Genomic DNA, 12,877 nt, shown 5'->3' with positions numbered 1-12,877 from the left:
AGGCCGGTGTCGCCTCACTGTTCGAGCGGCTGCGACAAGGCGTTCTTGATCTGCCGGGTCCGCTCGTCGGCGAGGACTTCGACCCGGTCGTTCGCCAGTGCCTCCATGGTCTGTTCCGCGACGTCGGCCGCATCGGTCTTCGGTGCGGCCACGAACGAGGCGAGATCCGTCTCCACGAAACCGGCGTGGACGCCGATCACGAGCGTCCCCTGTTCGCGCAGGCCCTCCCGCAGTGCGCCCGTCAACGACCACTGCGCCGCCTTGGAGGCCGCATATCCGGGGTACTCCGGCCGCGCGGCCCAGGAGGCCGCCGACAGCATGTTGACCAGTGCGCCGCCGCCGTTACGGGCCAGGATGGGGGCGAAGGCCCGGGCGACGGCCCAGGTACCGAAGTAGTTGATCTCCATCGCCTCGCGCGCGCCGTCGAAGGCACCGGACAGAAGCTTGGTGCTGAAACCTCCGACACCGGCGTTGTTGATCACAATGGTCACGTCACCCGCGGCAGCGGCTGCCGCGGCGACCTCCTCGGGCTTGGTGACGTCCAGACGCAGCGGAGTGAGACCGTCATCGGTCACGCTCGCCGGATCACGGACGGCGGCCATCGCCCACACTCGGGGACAAAGGGCCCTGACCGCCTGTGGCCTCGGCCTGTTCGCCGTACTGCCCGCGCTGTCCGCACTGCCCGCCGCCGCAGCGAGCACTCCCCCGGCGGCCCGCGCGCACCGCGCCGCGCCGCCGTCCCTGCCGGGACCTGAGACGGGTACGGCCGCATATCTGGAGGCCGTCCGGCACAACCCGCAGCTGCTGCACCGTTTCATGGAGCGGCTGCCCAAGGGCGGCGACCTGCACAACCACCTCTCCGGGGCGGTGACGACCGAGTATCTGATCCAGCTCGCCGCCGAGGACGGGCTGTGCATCGAGACCAGCACGATGACCGCCGTCGCCCCACCGTGCGGCCCCGGTACCCGCCCCGCCGCCGAAGCCGGCACCGACCCCGCATTCCGCGACGCGATCGTACGGGCATGGTCCATGCAGGACTTTCCCGCAGGCGGCAACGGCCATGACCACTTCTTCGCCACCTTCGGCAAGTTCGGCGAGGTGACCTGGCGGCATCCGGGCAAGCTGCTCGCCGAGGTCGCCGACACGGCGGCGGAGCAGAACCAGTTCTACCTCGAGACGATGACCACTCCGGCCTCCGACGGTGCCAAGAAGCTGGCCACCGAAGTCGGCTGGGACGACGACCTCGCGCGCCTGCACGGCGAACTCGTCGCCGGGGGCAAGCTGGACCGCCTGGTCACCCAGGCCCGCCAGGAGGCCGACAAGGCCGAAGCCGAATTCCGCGCCACCGCACGCTGCGGTACGGACCGCGCCCACCCGGGCTGCGCGCTGGAGGTCCGGTGGATCTCACAGGGCTCACGGGGCAGCGTGCCCGAACAGGTCTTCACCCAACTCGCCCTGGGAATGCGGCTGGCCGAGCGCGACGACCGGTTCGTCGCCGTGAACCTGGTCCAGCCGGAGGACGGTGAGCGTGCCCTTGCCGACTACCAACTGCAGATGCGCATGGTGAAGTACCTGCACGGCGTCTATCCGCGCGCTCACGTCACCCTGCACGCGGGCGAGTTGTGGCCGGGCCTGGTCAAACCGGAAGACCTCAAGTTCCACATCAGGCAGGCCGTCAGCGTCGCGGGCGCCGAACGCATCGGCCACGGCGTCGACCTCGTCCACGAGGACAACTGGCAGGACACCGCCCACACCATGGCCGCCCGCGAGATCGCCGTCGAGGTGCCGTTCACCAGCAACGCCCAGATCCTCGGCGTCAAGGGCGCCGACCACCCCTTCAACACGTACCGCCGCTTCGGCGTACCCGTCGTACTGGCCACCGACGACCCGGGTGTAAGCCGCACCGACATCACCCGGCAGTACGCGTACGCCGCCGAGACCTACGGCCTGACCTACCCCACCCTGAAGAACCTCGCCCGAGCCTCTCTCGAGTACGCCTTCCTGCCCGGCCAGAGCCTGTGGCGCGGCAACCCGACCCGTGACGGGTACCGCCCGGTCAGCGCCTGCCGCACAGCCCGGCCGGGATCCCCCGAGCCCCGCCCGGAGTGCCGCCGTCTGCTGGCCAACAGCCCCAAGGCCCGGGCGGAGTGGCGACAGGAAACAGCCTTCCTCGCCTTCGAGCGAGCCTTCGGCAGGGGGAACTGAAAGCGTGTACAGGCAAACACGAACGGGCCCGGCGGTGACTTCTGCGTCTGCTGCCGGTCGTTATCGGGAAACGAGGAAGGAGATCCGCCATGCCGACACAGGGTCCCGTGAAGCAGCCCACGGCCGAACTCGACACCCGCTACAGTTCCGCGCTGAATCCCCGCCCGGGTGCCAGGGACGTCACCGCCACCGAATGGGCCGAGGCCCAACGGCAGTTGGAGGCCGCCGAGATCTTCTGGGCGTCCACGGTGCGGCCCGACGGCCGGCTCCACGTCACGCCCGTCATCGCCGCCTGGCACGACGGGGTGCTGTACTTCTCCACCGGCCCGGCGGAGCAGAAGGCGCGGAACCTCGCTCATGACGCACACTGCGCGCTGACCACTGGAGGGAACTCGCTCACGGAAGGGCTCGATCTCGTCGTCGAGGGCACGGCGGAGCCCGTTGCCGATCCGGCGGTACTGGAGGAGGTGATCGCGGCGTACGAGGCGAAGTACGGGGCGCACATCACCTCACCCGGGGGCACCTTCCACGGGATCGGGGATGCGTTCCGGAAAGGGGACGTGGTCGTCTTCGCCCTGGCACCAGCCACGGCGTACGGCTTCGGCCGAGACGGTGGCGTCTACACCCACACACGGTGGACGTTCTGAGCAGCCGCGCGTCCCCGCGAGGCCGTACGCCGCCGGCGTCCCGGCCATGAGCCCGGATGGTACGCCGCCGAAGCCGCCGAGGTCAGGCCCGGCTCCACCGCCGTGGTGGTCGGCGACGGGGCGGTCGGGCTGTGCGCGGTGATCGCCGCGAAGGAGATGGGAGCGGAGCGGATCATCGCGATGAGCCGCCATGAGAGCCGCCGGCAGCTCGCCCGGGAGTTCGGTGCCACCGACATCGTCACCGAGCGTGGCGAGGAAGGCGTCGCCCGGATCAAGGACCTCACCGACGGGATCGGCGCCGATGCGGTGCTGGAATGCGTCGGTACCGCCCAGGCCATGCAGCAGGCCCTGCACTCGGCGCGGCCGGGCGGCAACGTCGGCTTCGTCGGCGTCCCCCACGAGGTGCGGATCGACGGCCGGGAGCTGTTCCTCTCGCACGTCGGCCTGCGCGGCGGCCCCGCCCCCGTGCGCCGCTACCTGCCCGACCTGGTCGGCCGCGTCCTGTCGGGCCGGATCAACCCGGGCAGGGTCTTCGACCTCACCTTGCCCCTGGAGCAGGTCGCACAGGGTTACAAGGCCATGGACGAGCGCCTCGCCATCAAAACACTCCTCAAGCCCTGACCCCTGACCCCATGCCGCGCCTCTGCCGATGCCCGGCATCGTCCGGGACGTGCCGTCGCCCTCGCGTTCTTGCAGGAGAGCGGCACTCGGCCGTGCTCACCGATCCGCGACGTTCACAGAGAAACTACGACCTTGCACATCACCCGAAGCTCGATCAACACCGTCAAGGGTCCCGCCGACTAATTCACCGGCGATGTCTACATCGACGCCGTCGCCGCCGCACCCGCGCCGTCCCGCGTCAGCGCCAACCTGGTGCGCTTCATGCCGGGCGCGCGCACCCACTGGCACCGCCACCCGCTGAGCCAGACCGTCTTCGTCACCGAGGGGGTCGGCCTGTGCCGGCGCCGGGGCGGGCCGATCGAAGTCATCCGTCCCGGCGACCGCGTTCTGTTCGAGGCCGACGAGGAGCACTGGCACGGCGCCGCGCCGAACCGGCTGATGGTCCACCTGGCCATCAACGAGAGCGATGCCGATCACGATGTCGTGCACTGGCTGACTCCCGTCACCGAGGAGGAGTACGCCGGCGCCCCGGCCGTCGACTGACACCCGTCCCGGCTCAACCCAACGCCGCTTACGACCGTGTCCTGGCCCCTGACGGCGTCGCCGCTTGCGAGCGTTCAGGCGGCGGCGTCGAGGGTGGGCGCCCAGTCGTCGACGGTGGTGACCTCGCCACGCCGTACGAGGACGGTTACCTGGGGCTAATCCGAGGTCTGCTGCGCTGCCTGGGCGTCTGGTGTCGCCGCACGGCCGAGCGTGCGGTCGAAGACGGTCACCAGGAGGTAGAGCAGGCCGGCGCCGAGCATGACCCAGGCGAGCTGGTGCATACCGCCGGTGTCGGCGCGTTGCCCGAAGGACGCGGCGGTCGCGGAGGAGGCGATCATCGAGCCGATGTAGGCGAAGGTGCGCAGCAGCCCGGCCGAGGATGCGGTGCGCTCGGGATCGGCCTGGAAGTAGACGGAGTTCTGGAGGGCCAGGTTGTTCAGCCCCTGCGGGACGCCGAAGATGAGAGCGACGAGGATCAGCGTCCACAGGGGGCTGTTCCCGGTGAGCGTCAGGATCACCAGGCAGGCGATGATCTGTCCTACCGCGCCGGCCAGCAGCTTCCCACGCACGCTCTTGCGCCGCCCGAAGACGATCGAGACACCGATCGCCAAGAGGAACATGGGTATCTGCACCAGCCCGGCGTGGAACGGCGTCAGTCCGTAGCCTTCTTCGGTCCACTGGCTGAAGCCGTAGAGGAAGGAGTAGGCGACGACATAGGCGACGAGCGTGCGACCGTAGGTGATCAGAAGTGGTGTGTTGCCGCCGAGTACCCGCAGGTCGATGAAGGGGGTGGCGGCCCGCAACTCCCGCGTCGCGAACGCGGTTCCCGCGACGGCGACGATCACCAGCAGATACCAGTTGCGCAGGTGAAGGTTCATCAGGAACAGCAGCAGCGAGATGAGCATCGCCGCGAACAGGCCCATGCCCGGCAGGTCGATCAGAGGGGCCAGGCGCCCACGCGGCGTGGACTCGCCCGTCTCCGCCGACTTGGGCAGCCGCCACAGCCCCAGCAGTACGGACGCCACGGCCAGCGGCACGTTCAGCGCGAAGGTGGCGCGCCAGCCGCCCGCCGCGATCAGCAGGCCGCCCAGCAGCGGGCCGATGACGGCGATGGTCTGGTTGGTGACCGCCAGGGCGGTCAGGACCCCGCCGGGACTGTCCCGTCCGGTGCGCTTGGCCTCGCTGCGCACCAGTGCCATCGCGGCGGGATAACCGGCGCAGGTGCCGAACCCGAGCAGGACGCGCGCGACGATCAGCACCGCCAGGTTCGGTGCCAGGGTGCCGACGACGCCGGCGACGCCGACGAGGCCCGTGCTGAGGAGGAAGAGCCTGCGCGGTCCGAAGATGTCGATGAGCCGCCCCACGACCGGCTGTCCGAGCGCGGTGGCCAGGTAGAGGGCGGAGACCAGCCACGCGGTCTGTGAGGCGGGCGCGCCCAGGGCTTCGCCGATGGGTACGAGCGCGACGGAGATGATCGTCGAGTTGATCGGGTTCAGGACCGAGCCCAGCATCATCGGCGGCAGCAGCCGCCGGTCGAAACCCGGCTTGTCCGTCTCCCGCGGGGCGTCCGTCTTCGCCTCAGTCATGGGTCAGCCGTTGCAGTACGGCCATGGCGGCGAGCACAGTCCGGCGTTCTTCTTCCGTGCACTTGTCCTGCAAGCGGGCGGCGAGCCATTCCGTCCGGGCCTGCCGCCCCTCCTCCACCCGGCGGTGGCCCTCCGCGGTCAGCGCGATGAGCAGGCGCCGCCCGTCGTCCGGGTCGGGGCTCCGCTCCACCAGGCCCATCTGGGCAAGAGAGGCGACCGTCGCCGTCATCGACTGGTGCCGCACCCCTTCGGCGGAGGCGAGCTCACTGGCCGTGACGCCCCCCTTGCCGGACAGGCGGGCCAGGACGGACGCCTGGCCCAAGGTGATGTCTTCGGCCTCGGAGGCGTTCAGGATGCGGCGCCGCAGGCGGCTGATGACCGCACGGACCTCGCGCGACGCCTGAACCGCCGAAGGCGACAGGCTCGGGTTCTCGCTCATGCCGGCCAGGCTATCTTCTACAGTTTTAGCTGTCCAGTTTTACCTGTACAATATGAGCTGTGTGATGACTGCCGTCCGGCTTGGAACGCGGAAGGGGCAGTCGGCAGCGCTGGTCGACAGGCTGGCTCCGTTGCGTTCACGGAGTGTCCGGGATCATGGTCTGGTGCGCGCTGAGGCCAGTGACCGCGTAGACGCGCTCGGGTGTCACCTTCCCGGTGCGCACGCTGCGGCGCCGCGATCAAAGCGGCCCGCTCCGGGCCGGCGGCTTGATCGACGGCGTGGCCTTCGACAGGACCGCGGTGGCCCTGTACGGGTGTCTGGGTCGGGAGTTGACGGCCGTGGTCGAGCAACACCGGCGCCCGCGGCAGACGGTGGCGATCCGGTGCTATGCCGTCCGACCTGATGTGACCGGTCGCACCGACTCGTCGAGGGCTGCGGCCCGCACGGCCGCCCCGTGGCGGACGGTGAGCCGGACACGTCTCCGCGTACCGGGGCGGCGCCTCCGAGAGGGCGCCGAACACTATGCTGGGCTCGTGGCTTCGGTGTTCGGTCGGGACGCCTTGCTGGAGCAGGCGTGGGAGTCGCTCGTCCAAGGCGATCCAGTGCTTCTCACAGGGCCGGCCGGGATAGGCAAGAGTGCCATCTGGCGCGAACTGGTGGACAGAGCACGACAAGATGGCTGGCTGGTCCTGACGTGCGCGCCGGCGGAGTCGGAATCGTCATTGGCGCTGGCGGCCCTGGCCGACCTGCTGCGACCACTTGCCCAACAGGTGGCCGACCTGCCGGGCCCCCAGCGAGCGGCGGCAGAGGCGACGCTGCTCACCGCGAGCGTCGGCACCGTCGTGGACGAGCGGGCGCTGGCCGCGGCCACACGATCCCTGCTGGACGCCGCCGCGGCATCGGATCTCATTTCGATAGCGGCGTCAGGAAATCTGCGTCAGGAACCAGTCAGGACCACGAGTTCCCCGGTCGCGCGGGTCATCGCGACATAGCGGTCGACCGCCCCCTCGATGCCCTCCCCGAACGCCTTCGGCTCGACGAGGACGACCAGGTCGAACTCGAGACCCTTCGACAGCTCCGGGGTCAGCGAACGGACCCGCGGCAAGGGTCGTTCCCCTGCCCTGGACTCGGCGCAAGCGAGGGATCGAGCGGCCGGGCGCGGATACCCGCCGGGTCAGGCCGGTGAGGTGACCGGCCGGCCGAGCTGCCGGGCGGAGAACCGGACCGCGCTGTCAGCTCCTTACCCGCACCGACGCCTTTTCTGCCTGTGCCGCACAGGACCACCCGGAGGTCGCTTCGGTACCCGCAGCGGTGGACGCCCTTTTCGCAGTCGTACGACACGCCCCTGCGCGCCTCGTTCGCCAGGCACCCGGCTGCCGTCGCCGAGGATGTTCTCCACGGGCGCCCGGCCCGGCAACAGCCACCACGCATGCGAAGAGGACGCCGTCTCATGCACATCGATCTCTCGAACCGGACCGCACTCGTCACCGGCTCCACCCAGGGCATCGGTTACGCCATCGCCGCCGGCCTGGCCCGTTCCGGCGCCCGGGTCGCCGTGAACGGCAGGCGCCGGGAATCCACCGAGGATGCGGTGGAGAAGCTGCGCTCGGAGACCGGCAGCGACCAAGTCCTCGCAGCACCCTGGGACTTGGCGAGCGACGAGGGCGAGCGGGCCGTACGGGAGGCCGTGCCGAGCGTGGACATCCTCGTCAACAACCTGGGCATCTTCGGCGCCATCCCGCCCCTGGAGATCGACGACGCCGAATGGCGACGCTACTTCGAGGTGAACGTCCTCACCGCCGTCCGGCTCATCCGCGCCTATCTGCCTGGGATGACCGAGCGCGGCTGGGGACGGGTGCAGTCCATCGCGAGCGACTCCGCGGTGGTGATTCCCAGCGAGATGATCCACTACGGGATGACCAAGACGTCGCTCCTGGCCGTCACGCGCGGTTTCGCCAAAGCCGCCGCCGGAACCGGTGTCACCGTCAACTCGGTGATCGCCGGACCGACGCACACCGCAGGCGTCGAGGACTTCGTCTATCAGTTGGTGTCCCGGGATCTGCCGTGGGACGAGGCCCAGCACGAGTTCATGGTCAAGTACCGGCCGCAGTCGCTTCTCCAACGGCTCATCCAGCCCGAGGAGATCGCGAACATGGTGGTCTACCTCAGCTCGCCCCAGGCCTCCGCCACCACGGGCGGCGCACTGCGAGTGGACGGCGGGTATGTCGACTCGATCCTCCCTTGAGCGACTGGCCGTGTGCTGTGGCCGGATAGGTTGGCCCCGTCAGCGGGCGGCAGCCCTGATCCGGGCGGGTGGGGAATGAGCGACAATTTCCTGACGGTGATTCCGGCGGATCCGTACTGGCAGCCCGGTCAGGCTCAGGCAGATCACGCTGCGGCCATGTTGTCCGGCATGCTCCCCGACGATGACGCCCGGCGCGGAATGGAAGCCACCTGGTGCGAAAACGTCGAAGTCGTGCATTGCGGTACCAACCTGGACAAGATCTCCTGCTCAGGCTGTGCGGCGGATCTGGGCACATCGGACTGGTGGGGGGAAACCGTCTCGGCACGCCACCGCGACGGCTTTCCAACGCTCCTGATCACGACCCCCTGCTGTGGCGCCGAGACGTCCCTCAATGAGCTGGTATACGACTGGCCGATGGGATTTGCGAGGTTCAGGATCGAGGTCCTGTACCCGAACCGAGGTTGGCTGACCGACGAGGAACTGACCTCCGTCGCAGGCGCGTTGGGACATCCACTGCGACAGATCCTTGCGCATTTCTAGTCCTGCACCCACCTGGGCGCCGGGGTGCTCAGGCTGTGGGCGTGAGGTGGCGTCCGCCCCAGCGCTCCGACGCGGTCCGTTCCTACCGACCCCACGGACCCCACGAGCGAGGGAGCACCGCACCCGGCCCAGCCGCTGGTGCAGGACGTCGCCCAGCGGGCTGTCGCGGGTGATGCGCAGTTCGGCACGTCGTTCCTGCTCGACGACCCGGTCGCGTACTTCGCCCGGCAGGACGAGGCCCGCTCGCGGTCGATCCGGTGCGGTACCCGGTTTCGCGCTCATCGACCTCGACGGCACGTGGAGGGACGCGGACGCCGTGGTCGTCGACCTGCTGTCATTGCTGACCATGATCTTCACAGGCCACCACGCCGAGCAATGACCCAGTGTGCGCTCCGTTAATTTTCGGAGAAATCCTGTACAACCTTTCGCAACACACGTCTGTCTGGTTAACGCAGGTATGTGTAAGGGATGACTAAGAGGAGCTCAGAGCGTGACCGTTCGTTCTTTCGCCCGGCGGATGCGACCTCGTGTCGAGAGGAAGGCCGCCGAGAGGGTATGGCAGCTGCGAACCATGCGGCGGCGCCGGCGGGCAGCGGTCACGGATCCGGTCCTGCGCCCGGTGGCGGTGCGCGGGCAGCATCTCTACGGGCGGGTCGTCACCCGGTTCAGCGCGGCCGAGGCGGCCGCCGCCAATCTCGGTCTGGTCGTCGCCGCGCTGGAGCAGGAAGGCATCGCCTACTTCCTGGTACCGACCTCGCGCACGCGTCACACGGTCGGAGTGAACGCCGTCGACCGGGAACGTTTCCTCACGGCCCTCGAGACGCAGAACTCGGGGAAGGCGGTGTTCATCGGCAGACCGCTGCCCGGGGGCACGCTCAAGAACCCCGCGCTGTTCCTTGACGGTGTGCTTCCGGCCGCCCTGCGCACGGCCCCCACCCTGCGGATCGGGGAGAACCATCTCGGCCCCTCGGGCCAGTTGCTCGCCGGGCCGGAGCTCGCGTGCGACGTCGAGTTCTGGGAGGACGGGGCCCAGCTCCTCGCCTCCGAGAAGGGCCCCCAGCGACTGGCCAAGGTGCAGCCGCAGGCCTCAGAGGACATTTTCGCCGAGTCCCTCGTCGCGCCGCGGAACAACGGCGTCACGGACGTCCTGCCCGCCTCGGAGCAGAAGCCGGCCACGATACGGGTGGGCGAGCGGGAGCTGCCGACCTTCGTGCCCTTCACCCTGCCGACCGTGAACGACGTGACCTTCCCCGTCGACGTCGTCTACACCTGGGTGGACGGCGAGGAACCGGAGATGCGGGCCAAGCGGGCCCGGTACCACGAGCGCGGCACCGCCGAGATCCTGGACAAGGAGACCAGCGCCTCCCGCTACACCAGCCATGATGAGCTGAAGTACTCGCTGCGCTCGTTGGCGATGTACGCCGACTTCGTCCGGCACATCTACCTCGTCACCGACGGCCAGAAGCCGCACTGGCTCGACGACCGGGCGCCGGGGATCACGGTCGTCGACCACCGCGACATCTTCCCGCCGGACGTCCTGCCGGTGTTCAACTCGCACGCGATCGAGACCAGGCTGCATCACATCCCGGGCCTGTCGGAGCACTATCTCTACTTCAACGACGACGTGTTCGTCGGTCGCAGGGTCACGGCGGAGCACTTCTTCCACGGCAGTGGTCTCATGAAGGTCCCGGTCTCCCCGCTCAAGATCGGAGTCGGCAAACCGCACGCCGAGGAGACGGCCACCAACTCCGCGAGCAAGAACGTCCGGCGGTTGCTGCTCGAGAAGTTCGGCCGGATGACGACGCAAAACTTCATGCACACCCCGCTGCCGCAGCAGCGCGGCACGCTGCTGGCGCTCGAGGAGCTGTTCGCGCAGGACGTCCGCCGTACGACGGCCTCACGCTTCCGCTCGCCGCAGGACATCGCCATGACGGCCCCGCTGCTCTACCAGTACGCGCTGATGACCGGCCAGGGCGTACCCGGCAGCTTCCGCTTCCGGTACGTGAACATCAGCCGCCCGGACGCCGAACAGCGCCTTGCCGATCTGCGCCGCACCCGCCGCTTCGACTTCTTCTGCCTCAACGACGTCGATGTATCACCCGAGGAGCGCGAACTGGTCGGGGTCCGGATGGGCGAGTTCCTGGAGGACTACTTCCCGTTCCCGAGCCCGTTCGAGAAGCAGTACTGACGGGGCCGCGCGATGGACATCCGCCACCGTCTCGCGGCGCTCGCGGGCATCCGCGCCGTCCGCGATGTTCTGCTGCGTCTGCGGCTCTGGCTGCCGGCCCGGCTCTGGACGCTGCGTGCGGCCCGGGCCCGACGGCGCCTGCGGGCCGCCCTGCCCGGTCTGCGCCGGATCACCTTCGGACCCACGCGGCTGTACGGCCGTACGGTCGCCGGATACACCGCCGTTGACGCCGTCGAGGCCGACCTCGAGCGGGTGTGCACGCTGCTGGAGTCGATCGGCGTGCCGTACTTCCTCATCCCCGCCGACCACGGACGCGGCGCACCGCGCCAGACGGTCGGCGTCGAGGAGTCGCACCGCGCCACGGTCCTCTCCCGGGCCGTGCGGCACTTCGCCCGCACCGCCGGTTACGTCGGCGTGGTCGGTCCCGACGGCACTGTGACGAGGGCGGTGCTGTGGGCCGACGGAAAGCTGCCGCGGTCCGTACGGCAGGCCACGGTCCTGCGTACCGGTGTGATCCGCCTCGGCCCCGCGGGCCAGGTGCTCACCGGTCTCGAGGCCGGGTGCGACATCGAGTTCTGGTGTCACGGCCGGGACCTGGGCACCGCCCCGGGCACGGACTCCTGGCTGACCGTGCCCGGCAGCCGGCTCGAGGACGTGTTCGGCTCGGCCCTCGTCGCCCCGCGCCGCAACCCGGTCTCGGAGGTGCTCCCGGCGACGGCCCAGCAGCCGGCCGCCGTGGCGGGCCGCCGGCGCAGCCTGCCGACGTTCGCCCCGTTCGCCGAACCGCGCATCGACGAAGTACGTTTTCCCATCGACGTCGTGTACACCTGGGTCGACGGAGACGACCCGGTGATGGCCGTGAAACGCCGGGCCCACCAGGATGTGTCGGACAACGGCATCGCCCCGCGCGAGACCGGTGCCTCCCGCTACACCAGCCATGACGAACTGCGGTACGCGCTGCGCTCGCTGGAGATGTACGCCGCCTTCGTCCGGCACGTCTACCTCGTGACCGACTCCCAGCTCCCCGTCTGGCTCGACCCCCGCGCGAAGGGCCTGACCGTGGTCGACCACCGGGACATCCTGCCGCCCGACGCGTTGCCCGTCTTCAACTCGCACGCCATAGAGAGCCGACTGCACCACATACCGGGACTGTCCGAGCGTTACCTCTACTTCAACGACGACGTCTTCATCAACCGGCCCGTACAGCCGGAGCACTTCTTCCACGGCAACGGCATCGCCCGGATCCCGCTGTCCCCGCTGAAGCTCGGCGTCGGCGCCCCGCATCCGCTGGAACCCGCGCCCAACTCCGCCGGCAAGAACTCCCGCGAGGTCATCAGGCGCGTCCACGGCACCTACATCACCCAGAAGTCACTGCACACCCCCCATCCCCAACTCCTCTCCGTCATGCGGGAGATGGAGGCCCTCGCGATCGAAGAGCTCAAGCGCACCTCCTACTCCCGCTTCCGCTCCACCACCGACGTCGCTCCCGCGACCACGCTCCATCACCACTGGGCCATCGCGACCGGCCGGGCCGTCCCCGCCGACTATCGCTTCCGCTACATCCAACTGGGGACGCCCGACATGGCGCGGCGCCTGGCCCGCCTCACCGCGGGAGAGGACATCGACTTCTTCTGCCTCAACGACGTCGACACCGCCCCGACCGCCAGAGCGGGAGCCCAGGCCGCCATCCACGCCTTCCTCGAACGCAAGTACCCGTACCCCAGCCGCTTCGAGAAAACAGCCCGGGCCGTCCCGCAGCAGCCCGTCGCGCCACCGGAGGAGAGGCTCCCGCGGCGGACGACGCTGGAGGACGCCCAGCGCCCCGACTGATATCGCCAAGGCCGGGCCGGGCGTCCCGAGGAA

General features: G+C 69.5%; 10 protein-coding genes and 3 pseudogenes. 9 read left to right on the top strand and 4 right to left on the bottom strand.

The features are described from left to right. Positions 1-14: 14 nt before the first annotated feature. On the bottom strand, positions 15-575 hold the full coding sequence (locus IEZ19_RS30215) for an SDR family NAD(P)-dependent oxidoreductase (protein ID WP_229841027.1): 561 nt from the start codon (positions 573-575) through the stop codon (positions 15-17). On the opposite strand from IEZ19_RS30215, the gene IEZ19_RS30210 reads away from it, so the two are divergent. The 4 genes and pseudogenes from IEZ19_RS30210 (at position 484) to IEZ19_RS30195 (ending at position 4,016) form a co-directional block, all read left to right on the top strand. After that, positions 484-2,205, top strand: coding sequence for an adenosine deaminase family protein (locus IEZ19_RS30210; protein ID WP_189314496.1), 1,722 nt, complete (start codon positions 484-486; stop codon positions 2,203-2,205). The genes IEZ19_RS30215 and IEZ19_RS30210 overlap by 92 nt on opposite strands. Positions 2,206-2,294: 89 nt before the next feature. After that, positions 2,295-2,852: a pyridoxamine 5'-phosphate oxidase family protein gene (locus IEZ19_RS30205; RefSeq protein ID WP_189314495.1), complete on the top strand. Its 558-nt coding sequence runs from the start codon at positions 2,295-2,297 to the stop codon at positions 2,850-2,852. A gap of 54 nt (positions 2,853-2,906) precedes the next feature. Beyond that, positions 2,907-3,473, top strand: a pseudogene (locus IEZ19_RS30200) (zinc-binding dehydrogenase); the annotation flags it as partial. A gap of 132 nt (positions 3,474-3,605) precedes the next feature. Continuing rightward, positions 3,606-4,016: pseudogene (locus IEZ19_RS30195) on the top strand ((R)-mandelonitrile lyase). A 155-nt stretch (positions 4,017-4,171) separates the two neighbouring features. Here the strand turns inward: IEZ19_RS30195 and IEZ19_RS30190 are convergent. Together IEZ19_RS30190 and IEZ19_RS30185 are read right to left on the bottom strand one after the other, a co-directional pair. Beyond that, a complete protein-coding gene (locus tag IEZ19_RS30190) occupies positions 4,172-5,602 on the bottom strand; it encodes an MFS transporter (protein ID WP_189314494.1) in 1,431 nt (476 codons plus the stop codon). Further along, a complete protein-coding gene (locus tag IEZ19_RS30185; RefSeq protein WP_189314493.1) occupies positions 5,595-6,041 on the bottom strand; it encodes a MarR family winged helix-turn-helix transcriptional regulator in 447 nt (148 codons plus the stop codon). Before IEZ19_RS30185 ends, IEZ19_RS30190 begins: the two co-directional genes overlap by 8 nt. 533 nt (positions 6,042-6,574) lie before the next feature. Between IEZ19_RS30185 and IEZ19_RS30180 the strand changes: the two genes are divergently transcribed. Continuing rightward, positions 6,575-7,033 carry an ATP-binding protein gene (locus IEZ19_RS30180; RefSeq protein WP_189314492.1) on the top strand — a complete coding sequence of 153 codons (459 nt, stop codon included), beginning with the start codon at positions 6,575-6,577 and terminating at the stop codon, positions 7,031-7,033. On the opposite strand, the pseudogene IEZ19_RS30175 reads toward IEZ19_RS30180, so the two are convergent. Further along, positions 6,979-7,152 (bottom strand): annotated as a pseudogene (locus tag IEZ19_RS30175) (ATP-binding domain-containing protein); the annotation flags it as partial. The gene IEZ19_RS30180 and the pseudogene IEZ19_RS30175 overlap by 55 nt on opposite strands. A gap of 339 nt (positions 7,153-7,491) precedes the next feature. On the opposite strand from IEZ19_RS30175, the gene IEZ19_RS30170 reads away from it, so the two are divergent. The 4 genes from IEZ19_RS30170 (at position 7,492) to IEZ19_RS52675 (ending at position 12,844) form a co-directional block, all read left to right on the top strand. Beyond that, on the top strand, positions 7,492-8,286 hold the full coding sequence (locus IEZ19_RS30170; RefSeq protein WP_189314491.1) for an SDR family NAD(P)-dependent oxidoreductase: 795 nt from the start codon (positions 7,492-7,494) through the stop codon (positions 8,284-8,286). 75 nt (positions 8,287-8,361) lie between these two features. Continuing rightward, complete coding sequence (locus tag IEZ19_RS30165) at positions 8,362-8,826, top strand: hypothetical protein (RefSeq protein WP_189314490.1); 465 nt, start codon at positions 8,362-8,364, stop codon at positions 8,824-8,826. A 490-nt stretch (positions 8,827-9,316) separates the two neighbouring features. Then, entirely contained in the window at positions 9,317-11,014 is a 1,698-nt protein-coding gene (locus IEZ19_RS30160) for a stealth family protein (protein WP_189314489.1), read from the top strand. Positions 11,015-11,026: 12 nt separating this feature from the next. Continuing rightward, positions 11,027-12,844 carry a stealth family protein gene (locus IEZ19_RS52675; protein ID WP_189314488.1) on the top strand — a complete coding sequence of 606 codons (1,818 nt, stop codon included), beginning with the start codon at positions 11,027-11,029 and terminating at the stop codon, positions 12,842-12,844. Positions 12,845-12,877 lie beyond the last annotated feature (33 nt).

The sequence above is a fragment of the Streptomyces brasiliensis genome (genome assembly GCF_014647875.1).
GTDB classification, from domain to species: domain Bacteria; phylum Actinomycetota; class Actinomycetes; order Streptomycetales; family Streptomycetaceae; genus Streptomyces; species Streptomyces brasiliensis.
This window is presented reverse-complemented; position numbering and strand designations above follow the sequence as displayed.